20 protein-coding genes are annotated in these 23,031 nt (G+C 68.3%); 9 read left to right on the top strand and 11 right to left on the bottom strand.

Annotated elements, in window-relative coordinates:
* The first annotated feature begins 27 nt into the window (after positions 1-27).
* Both LRM40_RS21555 and LRM40_RS21155 read left to right on the top strand, forming a co-directional pair.
* Positions 28-1,071, top strand: a complete 1,044-nt coding sequence (locus LRM40_RS21555) for an ATP-binding protein (protein WP_151122409.1) — start codon at positions 28-30, stop codon at positions 1,069-1,071.
* Between the two features lie 41 nt (positions 1,072-1,112).
* Entirely contained in the window at positions 1,113-1,847 is a 735-nt protein-coding gene (locus LRM40_RS21155) for a response regulator (RefSeq protein ID WP_151122408.1), read from the top strand.
* Here LRM40_RS21155 and LRM40_RS21160 read toward each other — a convergent pair.
* The 6 genes from LRM40_RS21160 to LRM40_RS21185 all read right to left on the bottom strand — a co-directional run bounded on the left by LRM40_RS21160 (position 1,817) and on the right by LRM40_RS21185 (position 9,739).
* Positions 1,817-2,308, bottom strand: coding sequence for a response regulator (locus LRM40_RS21160; RefSeq protein ID WP_231067884.1), 492 nt, complete (start codon positions 2,306-2,308; stop codon positions 1,817-1,819). The two genes, LRM40_RS21155 and LRM40_RS21160, sit on opposite strands and share 31 nt — an antisense overlap.
* An 18-nt stretch (positions 2,309-2,326) precedes the next feature.
* Positions 2,327-5,581, bottom strand: a complete 3,255-nt coding sequence (locus tag LRM40_RS21165) for a PAS domain S-box protein (RefSeq protein WP_151122406.1) — start codon at positions 5,579-5,581, stop codon at positions 2,327-2,329.
* A gap of 147 nt (positions 5,582-5,728) precedes the next feature.
* A complete protein-coding gene (infA, locus tag LRM40_RS21170) occupies positions 5,729-5,995 on the bottom strand; it encodes a translation initiation factor IF-1 (RefSeq protein WP_151122405.1) in 267 nt (88 codons plus the stop codon).
* Positions 5,996-6,359: 364 nt separating this feature from the next.
* Positions 6,360-7,337, bottom strand: a complete 978-nt coding sequence (locus tag LRM40_RS21175; RefSeq protein ID WP_151122404.1) for a tyrosine-type recombinase/integrase — start codon at positions 7,335-7,337, stop codon at positions 6,360-6,362.
* 129 nt (positions 7,338-7,466) lie between these two features.
* Positions 7,467-7,847, bottom strand: a complete 381-nt coding sequence (locus LRM40_RS21180) for a rhodanese-like domain-containing protein (RefSeq protein WP_151122403.1) — start codon at positions 7,845-7,847, stop codon at positions 7,467-7,469.
* Positions 7,848-7,906: 59 nt separating this feature from the next.
* Positions 7,907-9,739 (bottom strand): site-specific integrase, encoded by a 1,833-nt coding sequence (locus LRM40_RS21185; protein WP_170288784.1) that lies wholly within the window; start codon positions 9,737-9,739, stop codon positions 7,907-7,909.
* Positions 9,740-10,023: 284 nt separating this feature from the next.
* On the opposite strand from LRM40_RS21185, the gene LRM40_RS21190 reads away from it, so the two are divergent.
* Together LRM40_RS21190 and LRM40_RS21195 are read left to right on the top strand one after the other, a co-directional pair.
* Positions 10,024-10,677, top strand: a complete 654-nt coding sequence (locus LRM40_RS21190) for a phosphoribosyltransferase (protein WP_151122401.1) — start codon at positions 10,024-10,026, stop codon at positions 10,675-10,677.
* Positions 10,665-11,309 carry a SagB/ThcOx family dehydrogenase gene (locus LRM40_RS21195; protein WP_211372919.1) on the top strand — a complete coding sequence of 215 codons (645 nt, stop codon included), beginning with the start codon at positions 10,665-10,667 and terminating at the stop codon, positions 11,307-11,309. The genes LRM40_RS21190 and LRM40_RS21195 overlap by 13 nt, the downstream gene beginning before the upstream one ends.
* Positions 11,310-11,341: 32 nt before the next feature.
* Here LRM40_RS21195 and LRM40_RS21200 read toward each other — a convergent pair whose 3' ends face one another.
* Positions 11,342-11,671 carry a hypothetical protein gene (locus LRM40_RS21200; protein WP_231067885.1) on the bottom strand — a complete coding sequence of 110 codons (330 nt, stop codon included), beginning with the start codon at positions 11,669-11,671 and terminating at the stop codon, positions 11,342-11,344.
* Positions 11,595-12,191, bottom strand: coding sequence for a flavodoxin family protein (locus LRM40_RS21205; protein WP_151122400.1), 597 nt, complete (start codon positions 12,189-12,191; stop codon positions 11,595-11,597). The genes LRM40_RS21200 and LRM40_RS21205 overlap by 77 nt, the downstream gene beginning before the upstream one ends.
* A gap of 296 nt (positions 12,192-12,487) precedes the next feature.
* Between LRM40_RS21205 and LRM40_RS21210 the strand changes: the two genes are divergently transcribed.
* A complete protein-coding gene (locus tag LRM40_RS21210; RefSeq protein ID WP_231067886.1) occupies positions 12,488-12,823 on the top strand; it encodes an HPF/RaiA family ribosome-associated protein in 336 nt (111 codons plus the stop codon).
* Positions 12,824-14,302: 1,479 nt separating this feature from the next.
* On the opposite strand, the gene LRM40_RS21215 is transcribed toward LRM40_RS21210, so the two are convergent.
* Both LRM40_RS21215 and LRM40_RS21220 read right to left on the bottom strand, forming a co-directional pair.
* Positions 14,303-15,337, bottom strand: a complete 1,035-nt coding sequence (locus LRM40_RS21215; RefSeq protein ID WP_151122399.1) for a ParB/RepB/Spo0J family partition protein — start codon at positions 15,335-15,337, stop codon at positions 14,303-14,305.
* Positions 15,334-16,584: an AAA family ATPase gene (locus LRM40_RS21220; protein WP_231067887.1), complete on the bottom strand. Its 1,251-nt coding sequence runs from the start codon at positions 16,582-16,584 to the stop codon at positions 15,334-15,336. The genes LRM40_RS21215 and LRM40_RS21220 overlap by 4 nt, the downstream gene beginning before the upstream one ends.
* Positions 16,585-17,447: 863 nt before the next feature.
* Here LRM40_RS21220 and LRM40_RS21225 point away from each other — a divergent pair.
* Complete coding sequence (locus LRM40_RS21225; RefSeq protein WP_151122398.1) at positions 17,448-18,887, top strand: replication initiation protein; 1,440 nt, start codon at positions 17,448-17,450, stop codon at positions 18,885-18,887.
* Positions 18,888-18,893: 6 nt separating this feature from the next.
* Here LRM40_RS21225 and LRM40_RS21230 read toward each other — a convergent pair whose 3' ends face one another.
* Positions 18,894-19,802: a LysR family transcriptional regulator gene (locus LRM40_RS21230; protein ID WP_151122397.1), complete on the bottom strand. Its 909-nt coding sequence runs from the start codon at positions 19,800-19,802 to the stop codon at positions 18,894-18,896.
* Positions 19,803-19,901: 99 nt separating this feature from the next.
* On the opposite strand from LRM40_RS21230, the gene LRM40_RS21235 reads away from it, so the two are divergent.
* The 3 genes from LRM40_RS21235 to LRM40_RS21245 are packed head-to-tail and all read left to right on the top strand — an operon-like array spanning position 19,902 to position 23,031.
* A complete protein-coding gene (locus LRM40_RS21235) occupies positions 19,902-21,143 on the top strand; it encodes an acyl-CoA dehydrogenase family protein (protein WP_151122396.1) in 1,242 nt (413 codons plus the stop codon).
* On the top strand, positions 21,140-21,967 hold the full coding sequence (locus tag LRM40_RS21240; protein WP_151122395.1) for an SDR family oxidoreductase: 828 nt from the start codon (positions 21,140-21,142) through the stop codon (positions 21,965-21,967). Before LRM40_RS21235 ends, LRM40_RS21240 begins: the two co-directional genes overlap by 4 nt.
* Positions 21,964-23,031 (top strand): phosphotransferase family protein, encoded by a 1,068-nt coding sequence (locus LRM40_RS21245; protein ID WP_151122394.1) that lies wholly within the window; start codon positions 21,964-21,966, stop codon positions 23,029-23,031. The genes LRM40_RS21240 and LRM40_RS21245 overlap by 4 nt, the downstream gene beginning before the upstream one ends.

Below are 23,031 nucleotides of genomic sequence, written 5' to 3' on the forward strand. Positions count from 1 at the left end.
TGAGACGACCCCTACCAGGTGCCGGGCATGCAGCGCCTGCCGGTGCGGGTGGACGGGCGCACGGTGGGCTGGCTGGTGCTGGCGCCGTTCCAGAGCGTGACCGAGGGCGGTGCCGTGCGCTTCGGCCGGCGGCAGGCCCAGGCCAGCCTGCTGATCGCCGGGGTGGCGGGCCTGCTGGCCGCGCTGATCGCCTGGTGGGTGTCGCGCCGCCTGCTGGCGCCGGTGCGGCGCGTGGCCGCGGCCACCCACCGCCTGGCCGCGGGGGCCTATGACACGCGGGTCGAGGTGGACAGCACCGACGAGGTGGGCCAGCTGGCGCGGGATTTCAACGCCCTGGCCAACACCCTGGCCCGGCACGAGGCGCTGCGGCGCGACTTCCTGGCCGATGTGTCGCACGAGCTGCGCACGCCGTTGGCGGTGCTCGCGGGCGAGGTGGATGCACTGGTGGACGGCATCCGCCCGGTGACGCCGCAGGCCCTGGCCTCTCTGCGCGCCGAGGTGGAGCGGCTGGGCGAACTGGTCAACGACCTCAACGAGCTGGCCCTGTCCGACGCGGGGGCGCTGAGCTACCGCATGGCCCCCGTGGCCCTGGCCGACTTTCTGGAGCGTCGGGTGGCCGAGCACCGCTGGCACTTCGAGCAGCACGGCCTGGATTTGCGCCTGCTGCCGTTGCCCGCCGGTGCCCAGGGCTGGCAGGTGCAGGGCGACGAAGGGCGACTGCAGCAGCTGCTGGACAACCTGCTGGCCAACAGCTACCGCTACACCGATGCGCCGGGTCGGGTGGAGATGTCGCTGGAAGCCCGCGCCGAGGCGCTGTGGGTGGAGATCCACGATTCCCCGCCCGGCGTGCCGCAGGAAGAGCTGTCACGCCTGTTCGAGCGGCTCTACCGGGTGGAAGGTTCGCGCAGCCGTGGCACCGGGGGAGCGGGCCTGGGCCTGTCCATCTGCCGCAACATCGCGCAGGCCCATGGCGGCCACATCGAGGCCCTGGCCTCTCCCCTGGGCGGCGTGTGCGTGCGCCTGAGCCTGCCGCGGCTGCACCATCCGACCCATCCCGCGCCGGCCGCCTGAGCGGCATGGACCGGGCCAGACATGCCGAGCGAGACCCCTTGATGGACGTTGCCAACACTCCCTCCGGCACGGGCACCGTGCTGATCGTCGAGGACGAACCCAAGCTGGCCGCGCTGTTGCAGGACTATCTGCGTGCTGCAGGCTTCAACACCGAGATCGTGGCCGACGGACGCCTGGTGCTGGACGCCATTCGTCAGCGTCCGCCGGCGCTGGTGCTGCTGGACCTGATGCTGCCCGGCCGCGATGGCGTGAGCCTGTGCCGCGAGCTGCGCACCTTCAGCCGCGTGCCGGTCATCATGGTGACCGCCCGGGTGGAGGAGGTGGAGCGGCTGATCGGGCTGGAGGCCGGGGCCGACGACTATGTCTGCAAGCCCTACCGCCCGCGGGAGGTGGTGGCCCGCGTGCAGGCGCAGTTGCGCCGGCAGGCCTGGGGGCAGGCCACGTCGCAGACGGCTACCCCGACGGCGGAGACCGGATCCGGTGGCCTGTTCATCGACGAGGACGCCCTGCGGGCCCGCTGGCAAGGAGTGGCACTGGATGTGACACCCGCCGAATTCCGCCTGCTGCGCCACCTGGCCCGCGCCGCCGGCCGGGTGTTTTCGCGCGACCAGCTGCTGGACGTGCTGCACGAGGACGGCCGGGCCGTGACCGACCGCGCGGTGGACAGCCACATCCGCAACCTGCGGCGCAAGCTGGAGGCCGCCAGCCCCGGCAGCGACCCGATCCGCTCGGTCTATGGCGTGGGCTATGCCTGGGAGGGTTGGACCTCGGGCTGAGTCCGGGGGAGCCAGCGCAGCAGGGTGGCGTGCAGCACCCTGGGCTCGACCGGCTTGACGATGTGGTCGTTCATGCCGGCGGCCATGCAGGCGGCGCGGTCCTCCGCAAAGGCGCTGGCCGTCATCGCCACGATGGGGGTGCGCGCGTGGCCGGCCAGCGCGCGGATGCGCCGCGTGGCCTGCAGGCCGTCCATCTCGGGCATCTGCATGTCCATCAGGATCAGGTCGTAGGGGCGTTCGGCCGCGGCCCGCACGGCCAGGGCACCGTCGCTGGCGGTGTGCACCCGCAGCCCGGCCTGGCGCAGCAGCTCGGTGGCCACCTCCAGGTTCACCGGGTTGTCCTCGACCAGCAGAATGCTGGCGCCGGCGCAGTGGCGCCGCAGGGTGTCCTCATCGGCCTGGGCGACCGGATCGGGGGGGCGCACTTCCAGTGCGACGCCCTGCTGGGAAGCCAGGCTCACCAGATGATCCAGCAGGGCCTAGGCGGTGACCGGCTTGAGCAGCACCGCGGCGCAGCCGGCCGCCCGGGCCTCGTTCCAGAGGTTCGCGTCATCGCTGGCGGTCACCAGCAGCGTGGGCGGCACCTGGGTGGCCGAGCGCTGGCGCATGCGCCGCAGGGCCTGCAGGCCGTCGGTGCCGGGCATCAGCGCATCCAGCACCAGGAAGTCGTAGGGCCGGTCGTCCTCCAGCGCGGCGTGCCAGCGTGCGACCGCCTCGCCGCCATCCGTGGCCTCGTGCACCTCCAGGCCCATCTGGCGCAGCATGTCGCCCAGGGCCTGGCGTGCCTCCGGCAGATCGTCGGCCATCAGCACCCGGCGACCGGACAGCAGCGCCGCGCGGGCCCGTTCGGCGGGGGCGGCCGACATCTGGAAGCGGGCCGTGAACCAGAATCGGCTGCCTTGCCCGGGCTGACTGTCGACCCCCACCGTGCCGCCCATCAGCTCGGCCAGGCGCTTGGTGATGGCCAGTCCCAGCCCGGTGCCGCCATGGCGGCGGGTGTGGGAGCTGTCGACCTGCTCGAAGGCCTGGAACAGCTGGGCCTGCTGTTCGAGGGCGATGCCTGGGCCGGTGTCCTGCACCTCGAAGAGCACCTGGAGCCAGCCGCCGCCTTCTTCCTGCAGCGTGCAGCGCAGGGTGATGACGCCCTGTTCCGTGAACTTGGCGGCGTTGTTGAGCAGGTTGAGCAGGGCCTGCGACAGGCGGGTGGCGTCGCCGCGCAGGCGGGCGGGCATGTGGTCGGTGTCGATCACCAGTTCGATGCCCTTGGCCCGCACCTTGTCGGCCACCAGCGCGGTGATGCGCGAGAGCAGCGCATCGAGCGCGAAGTCGGTGATGTCCAGCGTCATCTTGCCGGCCTCGATCTTCGAGAGGTCCAGGATGTCGCTGATCACGCCCAGCAGGTGCTGGGCCGCGCCCTCCACCTTGCCCAGGCGTTCCCGCTGTTCCGGCACCGCCACCTCGCGCTGCAGCAGGTGGGTCAGGCCGATGATGGCGTTCATCGGGGTGCGGATCTCATGGCTCATGTTGGCCAGGAAGGCGCTCTTGGCCCGGCTGGCGGCCTCGGCGTGGTCGCGGGCCTGCATCAGCTGCAGGTTGAGCTGCTGCAACGCCACTTCGGCCTGCTTGCGGGCGGTGATGTCGTGGAAGCCGGCGAACACGCCACGCACTTCGCCGTTCTGGACGTCGGGCTGGTAGGTGCACCAGAAGACGCGCTCGCCCTGGGGCGAAAGCGTCTGCAGCTCGAATTCGCGCGTCTGGCCCTGCAGCGCGGCCTGCGCATGGTGGTGGGCCATCAGGTAGCTGGCGTGCACGGCGGTGTACTCGATCGCGGTGCCCACCAGCTGATCGGGTGTGGTGCCGAAGGTCTGGGCATAGGCCTTGTTGGCGAAGCGGCAGACGAGGTCCTTGTCCCAGTAGCTCATCGCGCCGGGCATGTTGTCGGCCACGTCCTGGCTGAACTGCAGGGTGCGCAGCTGCTGCTCGGTGGCCAGCTTCAAGGCCGCGGTGCGCTCCACCACCAGCTGTTCGAGGTGTTCGCGGTGGCGCTCCAGCTCGGCCTGGATGCGCTTGCGCTCGGTGATGTCGCGGCAGTCGCACAGCACCAGACGACGCCCACCCAGCGTGACGTGGCTGGAGCTGATCTCCACGTCCACCTGGGCCCCATCGGCCCGCTGGAAGCGGGTTTCGATGAGCCGGGCGCCGATGGTCGGGTCCCGCAGCTTGCACAGCAGCTCTTCGCGCGACCATTGGGCATCCCAATCCCAGATGTGGAGATCGGCGGTCTCCTCTTCGCTGCGTCCCAGCAGGGCTGCGAAGCTGGGGTTGGCCGTGACCACGCCGCCCTCAACGTCCAGCACGACGATGCCGTCGTGGGCGTTGGTGAGCAACGCCTGCCGCAGCGCGGCCTCTTCCTGCGCCTCCTGGCGGAGTTGACGCGTCTCGGTGACGTCGCGCAGCACGCCGAACAGGCCCAGCAACTGTCCCTGGGCATTGCGCAGCGGCCCCTTGGTCACCAGCAGCTGGCGGCCATCGCTTTCACCCCGGTCGTAATGGATGGTCTTCTGCGTGAACAGGACTTCCTCGTCCTCCAGCTTGCGCTTCCGGGCGATGTCTTCAGGGAACACCTCCGCATCGGTGTGCCCGAGCACATCGGCGGCCTGCGGCCCGGGGGCGTGGGGATCGCGCGCCTCCCAGAGGAAATAGCGGCCCTGCATGTCCTTGGCGAAGATGAGATCGGCGGCGGCCTGGGCGATGGCGGCCAGCAGACCCAGCTCCTGGAGCTCGCGCTCCCGGCTTCGATCGAGCTGCGAGGCGTGTCTCAGCTGGAACTGCTGGCGCAGCGTGCGTCGGCCCAGCGCCACCACGGCATAGAGCGATGCGGACAGCAGCAACGTGCCGGCGGCCAGCGGCCAGCTGGCTTGCCACAAGGCGGCGGGTGCCGGATCGACCGCCAGCCACCAGTCGGTCCCGCGGAGCAGGCTGCGCGCGCCGACCTCGTCCTGCGGCAGCGCGGCGGCGACCATCGGTGTGCCTGGCAGGGGGCCCAGGGCCACACCGCGCCAGCCGGCGGCCTCCGAGGGCCACCAGATGCGCAGGGTCTGGTCCTGTCGCGCCTGGAGCCGCTCGCGAAGCAGCTCGGACATGCGGCGCTGGAAGGGGACATGCAGCACCGCGTAGGTCTGCGGGGGATCCCCCGAATTCACCAAGGGGACCACGATGTCCAGTTGCTGCGCGTCCGCGGAAGGCGCTCCGATGCCGAGCGCATCTGCCGCACTGGCGATGCCGGCCGCGCGGCGGACAGGGCGGTTGAGCAGCGGCACGGGCGACATGGCCGGCGCCACCGCCAGCGGCGAGCCATCGTCGTTGATCAGGGCCACCCGATCGGCGCCGTCGGGGCGCACGAAGGTCTGCAGGCGACTGACGAGCTGATCATGGGCCGGCTGCGAGCCGCCGCGGATCCGCTCGCAGAGCTCCGCCATGTAAGCGCTGCTCTGCAGGAAGCGGAGCTCCGCGCCACGTTCCTGGATCCAGCTGCCCAGGATCTGGGCATCCAGCCGTGCTTCGGAGGCGAGTGCTTCGGACAGCCGCTGGCGCTGCCATTGCGCACCCTGGTACAGGGCCAGGGCCGTCAGCAGGCACCAGAGCAGGCTGAAGACCAGGAAGGGGGGGCGCTCCAGCCAGCGTGGCTGGCCCGGGGAGGAAGAAGAAGGGGCAGATGGACGCGAGGGACGCACGGCGGTGGCACTTCAGCAAACACACCCGCCGCAACAGTCCATGGCGAGCCTTGACAGCCACGCTAGCACAGCCGCTCATCGATGCGATGTGCATCGGCCCGGTGTGTGTCGCGTCGGACGCGACACACTGCACACATCCGAACGTGTTCAGTTGCGGCGACGCGGGGCGCCGCCACCCGAGGGCTGGGCGCTGCGGTCGAGGTGGCGGAAGGTGATGCGACCCTTGCCCAGGTCGTAGGGCGAGAGCTCCAGCGACACGGCGTCGCCCGCCAGGATGCGGATGTGGTTCTTCTTCATCTTGCCGGCGGTGTAGGCCACCAGTTCGTGACCGTTCTCCAGCGTGACGCGGAAACGGGAGTCCGGCAGGACTTCGTTGACGATGCCGCGCATCTCGATCAGTTCTTCCTTGGCCATTTTCTTCTCCAGAGATTCAGCAGGGCGTTTTTGGCATGACGCCGCACAGGGGATGGTTCGGAATCCGGCCGGCGCGCAGCCGGCTTGGGGTTCCCGTCCATGTGAATGGGGGCCGCAGGCGCTTGGGTGGAGGCTCCGGCGGTCTGCATGTCGATGCAGCGCTGACCACGGAGAGGACGGACTTCCCTGGGCGGAAGCTCATCCCGGCTCGCACGGCAGAAGTTTCTCCGGGGGACAGTCCTGGCGCCCCGTGAAGGACAGCAAGGCAATTGAACCCGGAGCCCGGATGACGAACCCGACCCGCAGCACATGCCGAAGGTTGGAAAGCGAACCCGAGATCGCTGGTGTGGTCAAGCTATTTATTTTAGGAGGTTTCGTGCAGCCATGCAGCCTCTTCCACCATCTCTTGGCGGATGCGCTGATAGCGATCGAGCACGTCCGGCTCGGTCACCCCCAGCCATTGCCCGAGCTGCTCAGGGGGAACCCTGCGGTGGAGCGCGTGCAGGGCGAAGCTGTGCCGCAAGCTGTAGGCGCTCCAGCGCTGGGCGTCCAGCCCCGCCTGCTGCAGCACGGCCTTGACGCCCTCGTGGTGGGACACCTTGCCCCAGGGCTTGCCCGTGGACCGGGTGGAAGGCAGGCATTGCTCTCCGGGCACCCCCAGCGCCGCTCGCGCCTCGCGCCAGGTCTGAACGGCTCGCCGGGCCCAGACAGGCAGGGGCACGCGCCGCGCCGCCTGACCCGAGGGGCCGGGCAAGGTCACGGCCTCGCAGACCGCTGGAGCAAGGTCCCTCAGGCGAAGCGCCCGGACCTCGGCTGGGGTGAGGCCCGCCCCGAGGTGCAGCGCCACCGCGGCCCGGTTGCGCTGCATCTGCCAAGGGTTGCCCGGATTGGACGGCTGTGCCAGGTGACGCGCCAGGGCCGCAGCGTCTCTCTGGCCGAGAGCGTCGGGCAGTTCGTCGAACCGGCTGGCATTGGCATAGCGGATGTCCGGGCGTTGTTCCAGCAGCTGGGCCACGGCGGTGGCAGGGGGCAGCCCAAGCTCCTGGTGGTAGATGAGCAGGACCCGCTCGACGAGCCGGGTGATGCGCCAGGCGTGGCGACGGGTGAGCCCGTGGGTGGCGTCCCGTTCGGCCAGGAAGGCGGCGAGATCGGCGGCCTGGAGTGCCTGGGGCGGCATGCCGCGCGCACAGGCCCAATGCGCCAGGGCGCCCCAGACAGAGGCATATACCTCCTCGGAGGTGGTCTTTCGCAGCAGCGACCTGGCCCGTGCGCGCCGCTGCCAGAGTGCCCAGGCCAACTCGAAGGCGGCCATGGGCGAAGAGGGAATGTCGAGTCGATTCATAAACGAACTAACAGCGATGCAGGTGGGCCGGAAATGAGCTGATTGCCAAGAAATCGGAAATTGCCGTTAGTTCATTTTAAAGGCGACACTTGTCCGGAGGATCCGGGGGCTCGACACCCCCGGAGAGCGTCAGTCGAAGGTCGGTTGCTCGGGGCGGACCACCGGGAATCCCGCCGACTGCCATCCGTCGAAGCCTCCGGCCAGCGAAACCACCTGCAGATAGCCCATGTCCTTCATGGAAGCGGCCGCCAGCGCGGCACGCCCGCCGCTCTTGCAATAGACGACCACCTTCAAGTCGCGCGGCGTCATGGCCGGCGTGGCGCTGAGCTTGAACTCCAGAAGTCCGCGGGGCACCGACACGGCCCCCGGCAGATGACCCGCGGCGTACTCGTCCGGCTCCCGGACGTCCAGGACCAGGTCCGCGTTGCGAACCGCCTGTTCGGCGCCATCCAGGGCCACTTCCTCGATGCGTTGCTTGGCTGCGGCCACCAGATCGTGTGCTGATTTCATGTCTTGCCCCCGTGCATGGTTGAAATACCCCCCATCGTACATTCCCCCCAGGCACTGACTCAGGGCTTGCCCATGTCATGCAACAGGCGATCATCGCCAAAGGCGGCGTCCATCTCCTGTTGCAGCCGCTCCAGCTGGGCATGGGCATAGCGCATGGTCGTGCGCGGATCGGCATGGCCCAGTTGGCGCTGCACAACCTCCAGAGGGGCGCGTCGTTCGAGCGCGCGGGTCCCGAAGGTGTGTCGCAGCCAATGGGGCGACGCCCGCAGGGCCACGTCCTTTTCGGCCGGCGTCAGCTCGCTGTCCCGGATGGCATCGCGCACCCAGCGCTTCATCGTCTGATACAGCGCCTGGTAGCCGATGGCCTGATGCGGTTCGCTCAAGCGCGCCAGCAAGGGCGTCTCGGGCGCCTGATGTCCCAGGGTCCCCAGGCCTCGGGCCTGGAGGTAATCCTGCAAGGCATCGCGAGCCTGACCCGGCACGGCCACCAGCCGGTTGCGGGCCCCCTTGCCATGCACCTGCAGCACCCAGCGCCCCCGATGCTGGCGCAATGCGCCCATCGTGGCGCCCACCAGTTCCGAAGCACGCAGACCGGTGGCCTCGACAAAGGTCAAGATGAACAGCATTCGTGCCCGGGAGGCATCGGGCGACTGCGCCTGCAGATGAGACAGCAGCGCCGCCCAGGCCTCGGGCGTGAACGCCCGGCTGTCGAGCATGGACTGCTGGGCATCGTCCCCGGTGCGCCGGTTGATCAGCATCCACGGGTTGCGAGAGGGGAGATAGCCGACATTGACCATCCAGCCGAAGAAGCTGCCGAGCACCACCACGGCCTGGCGGCGGCTGGCCAAGCTGAGCGGCCCCCGGAATGGAGCCCAGCCTTCGCCCAGCACCGTGCTGTGGCGACGCGAGATCCACGCCGGTGGCAGATGCTCCAGAAAACTCATGTAGGCCAGGCAGTCTTCCACCTGCACCTCGGCAAACCCCTTGCCCCTCTCATGGGTGAGCCACAACAGCAAACGCAGGGCTTCGCGCCGGTAGCTCTTGGCGGTGGGCGCCGTGCCGGCCCGGGCCGCCACCCAGGCCTCGATGACCTCCGCATCGGTTCGGGCCCCGGTGAGCACGGCGGTGCCGGGAGCACCATGGGTGACGGGCCGTCCGGAGAACAGGCCGTCGGTCACCAGCGCTCCCGCGTCTGCCGGCAGCACGATGGACTGCTCCGACCCGGCGCGCTGAAACGGGCGGGGCAGGGGCAGCACGCTGTCGGGCAGGAGCAGTTGCAGATACTGGGCCAGGCGATGGGCCTTGACCTTGCCGATGGCCGGCAGCCCCCGCCACCAGTGCCCGCCGCCCTGGATGCGCTGCTGCAGATCGCGCAGCAGCACCATGCCGGCCTGGGCCAGCCGTGCCGTGGTCATCGGATCGAACCACCCCTCCAGGCGATCCTCGGGCGAGGGCCGCTCGGCGGCCACCGCCTGCAGTTCCTTCAGCAGCGCGAGTTGCCGATCGCGCAGGCGCCGACGCCGCTCGGCTCGGGCATCGGCGGGAAAGGCTTCCTCGTAGAGCTGGGCGACCTCGGCTTCGGTCCAACCGTCGAGTTCCCGCTCGGCGATGAAGTCTTCCAGGGAAGGGCGCACGTCCCCCGCGCCCACGCGGATCGTCAATCCCACCAGGCGCCAGGCCGAATGCCCGCGCCGGCGCGCCAGACCGCGCAGACGGTCCACCACCTGCCGGTGGGCGGTGACGGCCTGGTGGCCGTGGTCGATGCCCAGGTAGCGCAGCGCCGATTCCTGGATGGACAGGCCCTCGGCCACCGCCCGCAGATGGGCGAAGTGGTGCTGACCGATGCGCGGCCAGGCCGTGTGGGGGTTCAAAGGCGGGGAAACGAGGGACATGGATGGGGCATGACACGGGCCTGCGCGACGCCGACCGCCGCTCACGCCACAGGATCCGATACTACCCACATGGGCGTCGCTCCCGCGTGGGATGCCCCCGCGGATCGGTCCGCGGAGATCCACCGCACAGCGCCGTGACGCGCGCATGCTATCGCGGGTGGTCGCATCTGCGGGGCGGACAGACGCCGGCAGGTCCCGGCTTTTGCGTCGCAGCTTGAGCAGCCTCATGCAGGCCATGGCCGCTTGCGCCATGGTGGCGGCACCCCATGCAGACGAGGAACTCCATGACAGCCGCTTTTCATGACAGGCGCGAAGCGGGCCAACGCCTCGCGGATGCGCTGGCGTCGCAAAATTTGACCCATGTCGTGGTGCTGGCGCTGCCACGCGGCGGGGTGCCCGTGGCGGCACCGGTGGCCCGGGCCCTGGGCGCACCGCTGGATCTGCTCCTGGTGCGCAAGATCGGCGCCCCCGGTCAGCCGGAGTTGGCCGTGGCCGCGGTTGCCGAGGGCACCGATCCCGCGCTGGTGTACGACGACGAGACCATGGCTCTCACCGGAGCCTCGCTCCAGTATGTCAAACGCGAGTTGCCGGCGCACTTGCAGGAGATCGAGCGCCGCCGGACGCTTTACCTGAAGGGCCGCCCACCGATCCCCCTGGCCGGCAAGACGGCGGTGCTGGTCGATGACGGCATCGCCACCGGCACCACCGTGCGCGCCGCGCTGATGGCCCTGCGGCTGCGTGGCCCCGCGCGGGTGATCCTTGCCGTGCCGGTGGCCTCGCAGGAGGCTCTGCGCGCCTTGCGCCCCGAGGTCGATGCAGTGGTGTGCCTGGAGACACCTTCGTGGTTCGGTGCCGTGGGGGCGCACTATCGCCACTTTCCATCCGTCTCCGATGACGAGGTCGTGGCCCTGATGGAGGAGCAGCCGTGGGCGCACTGATGCGGTTGATGCTGGGGGCGATGGGCGTGCCGCGGTCGGCCACCATCCTGGGAGACGCCACGCGCCGGATCATGCTGCCTCCGCCGCAACTCGATCTGCCCGGCACCTTGATGCAGGCACTGCGCCACAGGCGCTCCGAGCGCGCCTTCTGCGGCGAGCCTCTGGCACGACAGACCCTGGCCGATCTGCTGTGGGTGGCGGACGGCGTCAACCGCGAGAACGGCGAACGCACCGCACCATCCGCATTGGGGGCACATGAGACGCTGATCGTGGCGGCCATGGCAGAGGGGACTTATGCATACGACCCTTGCGCGCACGCCTTGAACCTGATGGTCGAGACCGACATCCGCCGCCAGCTGTCCGGCTACCAGATCTTCGTCGCCGATGCCCCTCTGGATCTGGTGTACGTGGCGGATCATGGCCGCATGGCCCGCGTGCCAATACACTACCGCGACAGCTTTGCCAGCGTCGCGGTCGGCGCGATCTCGCAGAACGTGGCGCTCTACTGCGCGGCCAACGGCCTGGCAACCGTGCTGCGTGCCTGGATCGACCGGGAGGCCATCGCCAGCGCCCTGCGGCTGGGCACGCAGCAGCACGTGCTGATGTCGCAGACGATCGGGCGGCCCGCGTGAGCTCTGCGGGACACACGTCCGACAGGGCGCGGCTACTCCGGTGGCAGGTGCGGCGGGGACGAGCCTTCGGCCGGCTCCCCCGTCTGGGCATCGTTCCAACCGACCATGCCCAGGTCGCGCTCGGCCTCCTCCAATGCCTCGGCCGGGGTCAGCGCTTCCTCGCTGACGGCATCACGGTCGGCGCGCGCCATCTCGTAGGTCTCGAAAGGGCCGAACTCGCCCAGGTCGCCATCGGCGAGCCAGTAGAAGCCGTCGGGACGCTCGACGATGGGCGGCAGCGCGGCCTCACCGGCGGCATCGTTCTGCGGCCGGCGGCTGCGCTTGCGGGGCGAGACATGCCGGATCGAACTGTGTTCTGCCATGGTCCACTCCCAGGATGCCGGCACGGCCGGCAGGTTCCGCATTCAGGCGGCTGCGCAGGGCAGCCACAAAACTGGTCAGCTTCTCTTCGTAGCCTTCGACCTCGATCTCACCGTCGGTCAATGCCAGGGTGGACCAAGGGGTCTGGTGCAGATCCTGCGCCAGGTCGGCCAGTGCCGCAACCTGGCCTGAACCGCCCAGCGTGCAGAAGATCCCCGCGTGGCGGATCTGATCCCTCTGCTGGCGGGCGAGCGTGCGTACCGGCGAGGCGGCGTGACCGGCCCACACCGGCGTGCCCAGTACCACCAGCTCATAGTCCTTCAGACAGGTGTCGGGCGGCAGGATGTCCGCATCCCGGCCCTGCAGGGCCTCCCACGCCGACCGGAGATAACCGCCGATCCCCGTGCGCGGGCGACGTTCCCGGATGCACATGAGGTCCGCGCCCAGCAGCCTGGCCAGCTTGCCAGCCACCTGCTCTGTGTAGCCGGTGCGAGAGTAGTAGCACACCAGGATGCGACTCATTGCGGCCTCCGCACAAGCCCAGCGAAGCCCCAGGCCAGGGCATCGCGGCGGGATCAAAGTTGCGTGGACTCAGACAACGTGGGCAGTGGGATGAGGCCTGACGTCCCCCACCCAGCCGACACGATTTCAGCATACACAATCGGGCGGCTCCGCGGTGGTGCGGCGATCCCGGTGCCAGGGAATTGCGAGGGCCTCCGTCCAGCACCCGCAAATCGCAAGGCCGCTGCCATCTTGTGGTAGATCAAGGCCCCGCCGCCCTGCATGACTGATCGTTGGACATCCAACAGGAGTTCCCCGTGAAGCAACCCTTGCAACTTCGATTTGTCGGCATGGAGCCCTCTGCAGCCCTGGAGGCTGCGGTGCAGGAAAAGGTGCACAAGCTCGATCAGTTCCGTTCCGACCTCATGTCCTGCCGGGTCACCCTGGCCGTAGACGACAAGCACAAACACCAGGGCAGGCATTTCGCCGTGCGCATCGACCTGACCTTTCCGGGCGGCGAGCTGTGTGTGGACAAGGCCCGGGGCGAAGACGCCTATGTCGCCCTGCGCGACGCCTTCGATGACATGAAGCGTCAGCTGCAGGACGCGGTGCAACGCAGCCAGGACCGCAGCACGGCAGCGCCTCACCGCTGATACGACCAGGGCGCCCTTGATCGCGCCCACCGACCAGGTGGGTTGCAACCCAGTCCGCGGCCCGCTCAACCATCTGTTGTGGTGCTGCGGACTCCCCGATCACCAATGTCTGATTCCGCGTCAAATCCTGGCCCGAGAGCAGAACAGGGGAGGCCGGCACCGAAGGGAACGCCTCCTCGGAGAGCACGATCCACTCCTTGCCTGCCCGTTTGACGCTGTTCATGGCCTGATGCTTCCGTGCCTCCACGGACAGAACCTGTCTGCGCGCCGCGCGACTGAGCAGGCCGATCACAGGATCGTGCGACGCAGCCGTGTGGCGCCAGGTTCGGTTGCCGGTCTCGCCCCGAGTTCCTGATTCCGCAGGCGCGCAGAGAGGCTGGGCCGATTTGCCCCCCGCGTTGCCCCGGCGCGAGCCTGGCCCGTACAGCGGACTTGCCGCCAGGCCTGGGCCCAGCGACTGCATTTCCAGGGCCTTCACAATATAACTAAGATTATCGTAATAATCTTAGTTGTATTTTTTTCTGTCAAAGCGTGGCGATTCTGGGTCGGCTCAAAAAAACTCAGGCTTTTCAAGGACTTGGCGCATCCAGCGGCAGCAGCCAGGAAGCGATGCGCCCGGTTGTGCCGAACACTGCGGGAGAGCCGGGAATCGCCCGCCTTGATTCCTCAAGGCGGCGACCCACCCGAGCGCATCGAGACAGGATGCAGCGGCCCCAGGGGCGGCGCGATGCATCGCGCCGGGTGGGCACACGGCCCGACTGCAGGGCCTCATGCCACGAGACGCTCGACCCTGAACGCCCGGCATCGCGTATGGCGCCATGTCCTGCCCGGGACGCTCCGACAGCAGACGACGGCCAAGCCCGTGGCAAGCGGCAGATGTCGTCGAGCCTTGCGGAAGTGCTTTCAAGCGGCTATCGAACACCCCGACGCCAAAGGCCCGCAAGGCTGTGCTGCTGTGCGTGGCGTCACGGCAAACAGCGGCATGCGCGGCACACCTGTCTCATGACCATTCACAGCACAGCCTTCGATGCACAACCGCCGGCACAGACCGGCCCCCGCTTCTGCGCGGTCGATCCGGCAGCAAGTCACATGGGCAGGGCGACGGATCGGCGCAAGCCCGCGCGGGACACCCGCCACAGGGAGCGTGCTGCCGGTCTTCGCCCTGGAAGACACCCGCAATCGACCCATCGACACGCAGGCTGCGATGCTCCTTTGGCGTGATGGAGGAAACGGCTGGGCCGCGAAGGCCGCGCCCTCCCCGCTCCAGCGTTCAGCCGGCGGTCATATTGCGGACGCATGCCGAGCCTTCGGCAAGCATGGGCCGCCTCCCCTGCCCTGCCCTCTCTGCATCACCAACCTTCGCACGAACCACCGTACGGCACGATCGTTGGGCAGTCTTGATGGAGAGGACGGCATGATCGAACAAAAAGAGAGGGGCTGTCGCCCCTCTCGTCTGCTCATCTTGCCAACGGGCAATGATCAGGTCTTCACAAACCCGTCCAGCCAGCTGAGCAAGGCCTGGTAGCGCTCCGGGGTGATCGTCGACGGCTCGAGCTTCACCGTCACGCGCCCCTTGGCATCCGACTGAACCGTGGCCGCCAACTTGCCCTGCCGCAGCAGCCGGTGCGAAGACACCTCCAATCGGTCACGCGGCACCTCCCCCTCCTCGGGCTTGCAGAGCCGCTCGAACACCTGGACTGGCGTGAGCGCCCTCCCCTCTTCCTTCAGGCGCTTGGCACGTTGGAGCACACCGTCCGGATCCTTCTGCAAGGCTTCGGCCAGGGGCTGCGCCCAACGAAACTGGATGTCCAGGGGAGACGGAAACGCTGCCACCACGGCCTCAGGAAGGCGGGCCAGCGACACGCTCTTGGACACCAGGGAGACGTCCACCTTGACGGATTCCGCCAACTTGCGCAAAGAGGGATAGAGCCCTTCATCCAGCGCCTTGCGGTACATGCAGCCCTGCTCCCACGCACTCAGGTTCTTCCGCCCACGGTTCTCCCGCTCCATGGCCTCGAAGAGTTCCTGGTCGGAAGCGTCTTCCACCAGGGCGCGCACGGGAATGCCCAGTTCGAGACAGGCCCGATGCCGCCGGTGACCAAACACGATCTCGTACTCGGCAGCAGTTGTTGAACCGTTCAACACGCGCGGCAGCGGACGCACCCGCACGGGCTGCACATTGCCACCCGCCGATTCGATCTCCGACTTCAACTCGGCGAAGTCTGCGCTTTCGAACGAAGCGTCGTGGCGGTTGGCCCACTTCGAGGGCCGGATGGTCTGAGGATCGAGCAGACGCACCGGGCTCGCACCGTCGAAAGCTCTGAGACGCTCCTTCAGGTCCTCCGCCTCCTTGATGGCGGCGCTCTGCGTCGACATGAACTGCAGCATCGAACCCGGCGCCGTCTTCGGCCGCGCGACTTCTTGCGAAGGCTCTGCGGCTGCGCGCTGTGCGGTCACCGGAGGCAGATTCAACGCCTGAATCAGACCTGCCTTGGCTGCCAACTTCTTGCTCATCGCTTAGCCCCCTGCTTGCTCGCCCCTGTTGAACCGTTCAACACCCCTGCCCTGCCCTGCCCCGCGGCGGCCGCCTGCTTCGCCCAGACGGACCGGATGGAACCGTCGATGTGCCCGACGAAGGAGTCGTAGGCATCACGCGCCCGCTTGAACGTGCGCGCGGAGCCGTCGTACTTCGCCACGTCGTAGACAGTGCCGAACTCCGCGGCCGTCACGCCGGTCACCGCCGTCTTCGGGATCTCGACGGGCAGGACTTTCTCCGCATAGGTCTGACCGATCCACTGCCGCACGATGTTGCTCGCGGCATCGGTTGAATCCACTCTCGCCAGCAGGATGTGGATGAAATCGAATTCCTTGGTCAGGCCCCGGTTGGTGAGCAACTCGGCCGTCAGGTCGGAGAACAGGCTCCAGAACTGGGAGGCAGAGGCAAAGTCCAGGGCGTTGGGCGGCAGCGGCATGATGATGCCGTTGGACGCCATGAAGGCATTGATGGTGGTGTAGGACAGTGCCGGAGGCGTGTCGATGATGATCACGTCGTACTCGTCGCGCACATCATCGATGCCCAGATCCAGGACACGCCAGAACTCGAAGCCGGGTTCTTGGGTCTGCCGCGCAGGCAACGCGAACTCCGCACCGAACAGCACCGGGGCCGCTGCGACCAGGTCAATGCCGGTCCAGTAAGTCGGCCGAATGGCGTAGCGGATGGACGTCTCGGTGCCCATGGCCAGCGGCAGGATGGTGTCGCCCTCTTCCACCTCGGTATCCGGCAGGATGCCGAACAGCGTGGTGAGCGACCCCTGGGGATCGGTGTCGATGACCAAGACCCGGTGCCCCAGCAGCGACAGACCCTGCGCCAGGGTCACGGCCGTTGTGGTTTTGCTGACGCCGCCCTTGAAGTTGCCGATGCTGATGGTGACGGCCTCTGCGCCCGCCGGACGCAGCCACTCCTTGCGGTACTCGCGAATCCAGGCCCTCGCCTCTTCAAGGCTGAACTCCCGCCGGCTGCCCGACTCATTGAGCTTGCCGGCAGGCAAATCACTCTTGCTCAATCGATGACTCAACGACCCCTTCTCGATACCACACAGGGCGGCCAGCTGGCTGAGGTTGAAGATCGGTGGCAGCTTGCGCGCGGTCGGTGCCAGCATGGCCGTGCGGATTTGCGCCATCATGGCGACTGCGCGTTCGGCCTGGTCGGCAATGTCGGCCAGCGAAATGGGTGCTGGCGATTTGAAGGCGATGCGGTCCAATGGAACTCTCCTTGTCGACAAGGTGCGATGCCCTTGACAACGATATGCGTATGGAACCGTATTCTGTCAAGGAACGCTCTCCGTGGAAAGGGAAGATGTTCGTCAAGGACGTGTTGAACCGTTCAACACCCCTTCTTTTGAACAGAGCCCTGGCGGTTGTTAACCGCGCAGGGGACTTTCTTGCCCTGAAAGAGCCCCCTGCCTTTGGATAGCTCTAATTCCTTCAAACCCTTTAATACCTTTAGCCGCCACTTTCTCTCGATGTGACAAGTACTTAGGTACTTCCTGGTGAGTGGATTCGGGAGCCACCGGAGAGTGTTCGGGAACTGGCGTGCAGGGATGCGGGACATTCCGGCGATTCCTCGGGAAGGAGGGTGAGGGGACACGGGGAATGTCCCCTGTCCGCACCTCTCCTCGGGTGTTCGCCGAACCATCGGGCCCCTGTGAGAGGCCTTGAGGGATCCAGCACCCTCTCAGGTGAGAAAAAACGGGAAACGAGCGTACCTCCGGCCTGCGACTGGGCCCAGCGATGCCGGCCACAGCGGCCGGCCGGCCGCCCGAATGACAACGAAGGCCGCGCCCTGATCGTGTCGCTGCATCGCCGCCCCCGAAAATCCTCCGCGCTTTCGCTCGGCCCGGGCAGGAATGCAGTCTCGGCGGAGAGTTTTCAGGATCGGGAACCACATTGCCACCCTCCCCTGGCGCGCATGGTCGGGTCATCTCCTGAAAATTCTCCGGGTGAGCTTCTTCGGGAATTCGCATGCGGGCCTCCCCTCACCTGTCTCCGAGGCGGAAGACTCGATCGCAGGCCTCCGGGAAACACACGTGAAGATCGCGAATCACATCTGAGGTAGAGTGTGGCCATGCCGAGTTTGGAGCCCGACGCCCCCGCCCTTTCGGCCCCGGATGCGGGGTCGGCCCCCGCCTCCACGCGCGCACTGCGGGCGTCGGCTGCGGGTGCGGTTCGCTCCCCTGCCCCGCTGAAGAAGCCGGTCAACACCCTGGCCATCGTGCCCAAGTCGGCCCGCATCACCTCGCTGGGGCGCAAGGCCTACAACGTGCTGCTGTACGAAGCACAGGATCAGGGGCTGGACAAGGATGTCTTCCGGGTCCCGCTGGACCGCGTGGTCCGAGGTGTGGACTTCGATTCCAACGACCATGCACTGATCAAGAAGCACCTGAGGGCCATGGTCTCGACCACGGTGGAATGGCAGTCGCCCACCACCGGTGAAGGTGCTGCGTGGAACGTGTCCGGCCTGCTGGCCCACGCGCGCCTGACCAAGGAACGTGGCCAGGTCTGGGTGGAATGGTCCTACGCGGTCAATCTCAAGCAGGAACTGCTGGAGCCCACCGTCTTCGCGCGCCTGAAGCTGGAGATCATCAGCCAGCTGCGCTCGCACGCCGGCATCGCGCTCTACGAGATCTGCACCCGCTACAAGGACATCGGGCGCACCTCCCGCCAGCCCTGGCGCTGGTGGCATCCGGTGCTCAGCGGTCAGCCCCCTTCTGAGCGCACCGCCAAGCTCGAATACCGCATTTTCAAGCGCGACACGCTCAAGCCGGCCATGGCCGAGGTCAGCGCGGTCACGGACCTGGAGGTGGAACTGCAGGAACACAAGGAAGGGCGCTTCATCAGCGAGATCCAGTTCCTGATCCGGCCGAAGTCGCAGACGCCGCTGGCCCTGAAGGCGCCGCCCGAGCCCATCGACCTCAGCCTGGTGGCGCGGGCGCGTGATTTGGGGGTGGACGAGGACAAGGCCGAGGACCTGCTGCAGGAATACGGAGGGCAAGCCATGGCCGCCGCGCTGGAGATCCTGGCGCAGCGCGCGGCCTCCTCCTTCCCTCAGCCGCTGAAAGACCCCTACCGCTATCTGCGTGCGCTGATGCCCGGCCAGGTGCCGCCACCGCGCGAAGCCGACAGCGGCGAAGGTGGTGTGCTGGCCGGCCCTGCCGCAGGGACCGATGCACGCGGTGCGGACAGCAGCCGGGAAGCCCAGGCCAAGCGGCAGACCCGCTGGACCGAGGAATGGATCCGACGCCGCCGGGAACAGGTGGTCGAGCAGATCGCCGCCATGTCGCCGGAAGGGCAGGCCGCTCTGTCGGCCGATCTGCTGGCCGACATGGAGCGCCGCCAAGTGCACCCGTCCATCCGCAAGCGGCTGCAGACCAGCGGCTGGCAGCACCCGATGGTGCTGCCCGAGATGGTGCGCTACTACGCGGTGGGCAGCCTGGGCGAACAGTGGGACAAGCCCACGCCCCAGCAGTTGCTGCAGATCGCGGCGGAACTGGGCGACGCGGGCTGAGCCGGCTCAGCCCGCCAGCGACAGCACCCGGGCCCGCAGCCAGTCGTTGGCCGGGTCGCCTTCGTTGTGGGCGTGCCAGTACACGTGCAACTGCACGGCCGGCAGCTCGAAGGGCAGGGGCCAGCGCTGCAGACCCGGCGGAGCGACGGCATCGGCCAGCCGGGCTGGCACCGTCAGCAGCAGATCCGAACCGCTGAGCACGCGGAACGCGCTGGTGTAGTTCTGGCAGCGCACGGCTACCTCGCGCTGCAAGCCCATCTGGGCCAGAGTGGCATCCTCCATCACCACGCCGGTGGCGCGGGAGGACACGGCCACGTGGCGCGCGGCCAGATAGTCGGGCAGGGCAGGGGGGCCGCCCAGCGGATGCCCCGCGCGGGCGAGCAGGCAGAAGGCGTCGCTCAGCAAGTGCCCGTGCCGCACCGGCTCCACCATCGGCTGGGCCACGTCGATGGCCAGATCGAGCTGACCGGCCGCCAGCTGACGTCCCAGGCCAGCGCGATCGAAGTGTGCGCTCACAATGGAGCAAAGCGGCGCCAAGGCGGATACGGCATGGTGCAGCGCCGGCAACAGCATCAGCTCGACCGCATCGGGCATGCCGATGCGAAAGCGCTGCCGAGACTGGGACGGCTCGAAATGTCCCCAGCGCTGGAGCATCTGGCGCAGCTGGGCCAGCTGGGTGATGAGTGCCGGCGCCTGACGCAGGCAGGCCGGCGTGGGGCGCATCAGCTTGCCGTCCCGCACGAACAGCGGATCACCCAATTGCTCGCGCAGGCGGCGCAAGGCGTGACTCACCGCGGAAGGTGTCAGGGCCAGGGCCTCGGCCGATCGGGTCAGATGCTGTTCGCGGTAGACCATCTCGAACACCCGCAGCAGGTTCAGATCCATGGACTCGCGAGGACGATGAACATCTTTCATGTCGGATGCTTAAAACAAATCACTTCATTCACAGTATCGGGCCCTTCTACCATCGTCCCCCACAGGGCCACAGGCCCGACGAACCATGAGGAGACAGCGATGGACTTTGCGCCCAGCCCCCGGGGCCGAGAGATGCTCGAGCGCCTGCAGGCCTTCATGGCCGAGCATGTGCTGCCGGCCGAGGCCGCCTACCGCGAGGCCAACCACCGCCTGAACGGCGGCAGCGACTGGACCCGCTGGCAGACCGTGCCCCTGGTCGACGACCTGAAAGAGAAGGCACGTGCCGCCGGGCTCTGGAACCTCTTCCTGCCCGATCCGCAACTGGGCGCCGGGCTCAAGACGGTCGAGTACGCCCCGCTGGCCGAGGCCATGGGCCGCTGCGAGTTTGCCGCCGAGGTCTTCAACTGCAACGCCCCCGACACCGGCAACATGGAGGTGCTGTACCACTACGGCAGCCCGGACCAGAAAGCCCGCTGGCTGGCGCCGCTGCTGCGCGGCGAGATCCGCTCGGTGTTCTGCATGACCGAGCCGGGGGTGGCCTCGTCGGACGCCACCAACATGCAGGCCACGGTGCGGGAGGAGGGCGATGCCCTGGTGCTCAATGGCCGCAAATGGTGGTCCACCGGCCTGGGTCATCCGCGCGCCCAGGTGGCCATCTTCATGGGCCTGTCCGACGAACAGGCGCCCGACGCCCACCACCGCCACAGCATGGTGCTGGTGCCCCTGGACACGCCGGGGGTGAAGATCCTGCGCATGCTGCCGGCCGCGGGGCAATACGACCCCCCGTACGGCCACGGCGAAGTGCAGTTCGACGACGTGCGCGTGCCCAAGGCGAACCTGATCCTCGGCCACGGCCGGGGCTTCGAGATCGCTCAGGGACGTCTGGGCCCGGGGCGCATCCACCACTGCATGCGCGCCATCGGCGCGGCCGAGTACGCGCTGGAGCTGATGGTGGCGCGCGGCCTGTCGCGCACCGCCTTCGGCAAGCCCCTGCTGAAGCTGGGCGGCAACCTGGAGAAACTGGCCCATGCGCGCATGGCCATCGACCAGGCCCGGCTGCTCACGCTGTACGCGGCCTGGAAGATCGACACCGCGGGCGTGCGCCACGCCATGACCGAGATCTCGGCCATCAAGGTGGTGGCGCCCAATGTGCTGCAGTCGGTGGTGGACCAGGCCATCCAGATCCACGGCGGCTGCGGCCTGTCCGACGATGTGCCCCTGTCCGGTCTTCACCTGATGGCCCGGGCCCTGCGCCTGGCCGATGGACCCGACGAGGTGCATTGCGCGATGGTCGCGCGTCAGGAGCTGCGGCGCTTCCAGCATCGGCAGGAGGCCGCATGAGCCGCCGCGTCTTCATCACCGGCGGGGCCTCGGGCCTGGGCCGGGCGCTGGCCGAATGCTTTGCGAAAGAGGGTGCGTCGGTGTGCATCGGCGATGTGGACGATGCGCAGGGCGCCCAGGCCGTCGAAGCCCTGGCCGGCCATGGTTGGCCGGTGCACTTTCTGCACTGCGACGTCACGCGCGAGTCTGATCTGCAGACCGCGGCCGACTGGCTGCAGCAGGCCTGGGGCGGGGTGGACGTGGTCGTCAACAACGCCGGCGTGGCGCAGATGGGCGGCATCGCCGACGTCAGCCTGGCCGACTGGCAGTGGATCGTCGACATCAACCTGCTGGGCGTGGTGCGCGGCTGCAAGGTCTTCACGCCGCTGTTCCGTCGGCAGGGGGGCGGCACCTTCCTGAACATCGCCTCGATGGCCGGCATGATCCATCTGCCCGAAGCCGCCGCCTACAACGCCACCAAGGCGGCCGTGGTGGCGCTCTCGGAAACGCTGCAGCTCGAGCTCGAACGCGACGGCATCCAGGTGGCGGTGGCCTGTCCGGCCTTCTTCCGCAGCGACCTGGCGCGCCACATGCGCGCGGCCACGCCGGACGCCGAGCGCACCACCCAGCGCCTGGTGGAGCGTTCGCGGGTGAGCGCCGAGGAGGTGGCGCGGCGCATCCACCGGGGTCTGAACCAGGGGCAGGCTCACATCCTGACCCACCCCGAGGGCCGAACCGCCTGGCGCCTCAAGCGCTGGCTGCCCCACCGCTGGTATCTGGCCACGCTGCGTCGCCGCATGGCCCAGCTCCAGCTGCGCATGCAGCGTCCGGCGAGGTCTGCATGAGCACGCCGATCATCGACACCGCCGGCGCCGTGCGGCCCGGCGAGGAACTGGACATCCCCGCACTGGACGCCTGGCTGCGGCAGCACCTGCCGGATTTGCAAGGTCAGCCCGAGGTCACCCAGTACAGCGGTGGCGCCTCGAACTGGACCTACCGCGTGGCCTACGCCAACGAGGACCTGATCCTGCGCCGGCCGCCCGCGGGCACCAAGGCCAAGTCGGCCCATGACATGGGCCGCGAATACCGCCTGCAGGCCGCCCTGAAGCCGGTCTTTCCCTTCGTGCCGACGATGCGCGCGCACTGCGAGGACCCGGCGGTCATCGGCGCCGAGTTCTACGTGATGGACCGTGTCAGCGGCATCATCCTGCGGCGCAATCCGCCGCGGGGCTGGTCCCAGACCCCGGAGCAGGTGCGGACCCTGTGCCTGAAGGTGCTGGACACGCTCATCGCCCTGCACCAGGTGGACCACCAGGCGGCCGGCCTGGCCCATCTGGGGGCCGGGCAGGGCTACGCCCGTCGGCAGATCGAGGGCTGGAGCCGCCGCTACCGGGATGCGCGCACCTGGAACGTGCCGGGTGGCGAGCGCATCATGGACTGGCTGATGGCGCACCTGCCGCGCACCGAACGCATCTGCATCACCCACAACGACTTCCGCTTCGACAACCTGGTGCTGGACGCGCAGGACCCCACCCGCATCCTGGGTGTCCTGGACTGGGAGTTGGCCACGTTGGGCGACCCGCTGATGGACCTGGGCAACCTGCTGGCCTACTGGGTGCAGGCCGACGACGACTTCCTGGCCCAGGCCACACGCCGCCAGCCCACCCACCTGCCGGGCATGCTCAGCCGGCGCGAGGTGGTGGACTACTACGTGGCCAAGACCGGCTTCGTGCCGGAGGACTGGGCCTTCTACGAGGTCTACGGCCTGTTCCGCCTCTCGGCCATCGCCCAGCAGATCTACTACCGCTACCACCACCGGCAGACGCGCAACCCGGCCTTCAAGAACTTCTGGATCTTCGTGCACTACCTGCATTGGCGTTGCCGTCGGGCGATGAGGGCGGGGCGCTGA

Origin of the sequence: Ideonella dechloratans (genome assembly GCF_021049305.1) — a bacterium.
Classification (GTDB): Bacteria; Pseudomonadota; Gammaproteobacteria; order Burkholderiales; family Burkholderiaceae_C; genus Ideonella; species Ideonella dechloratans.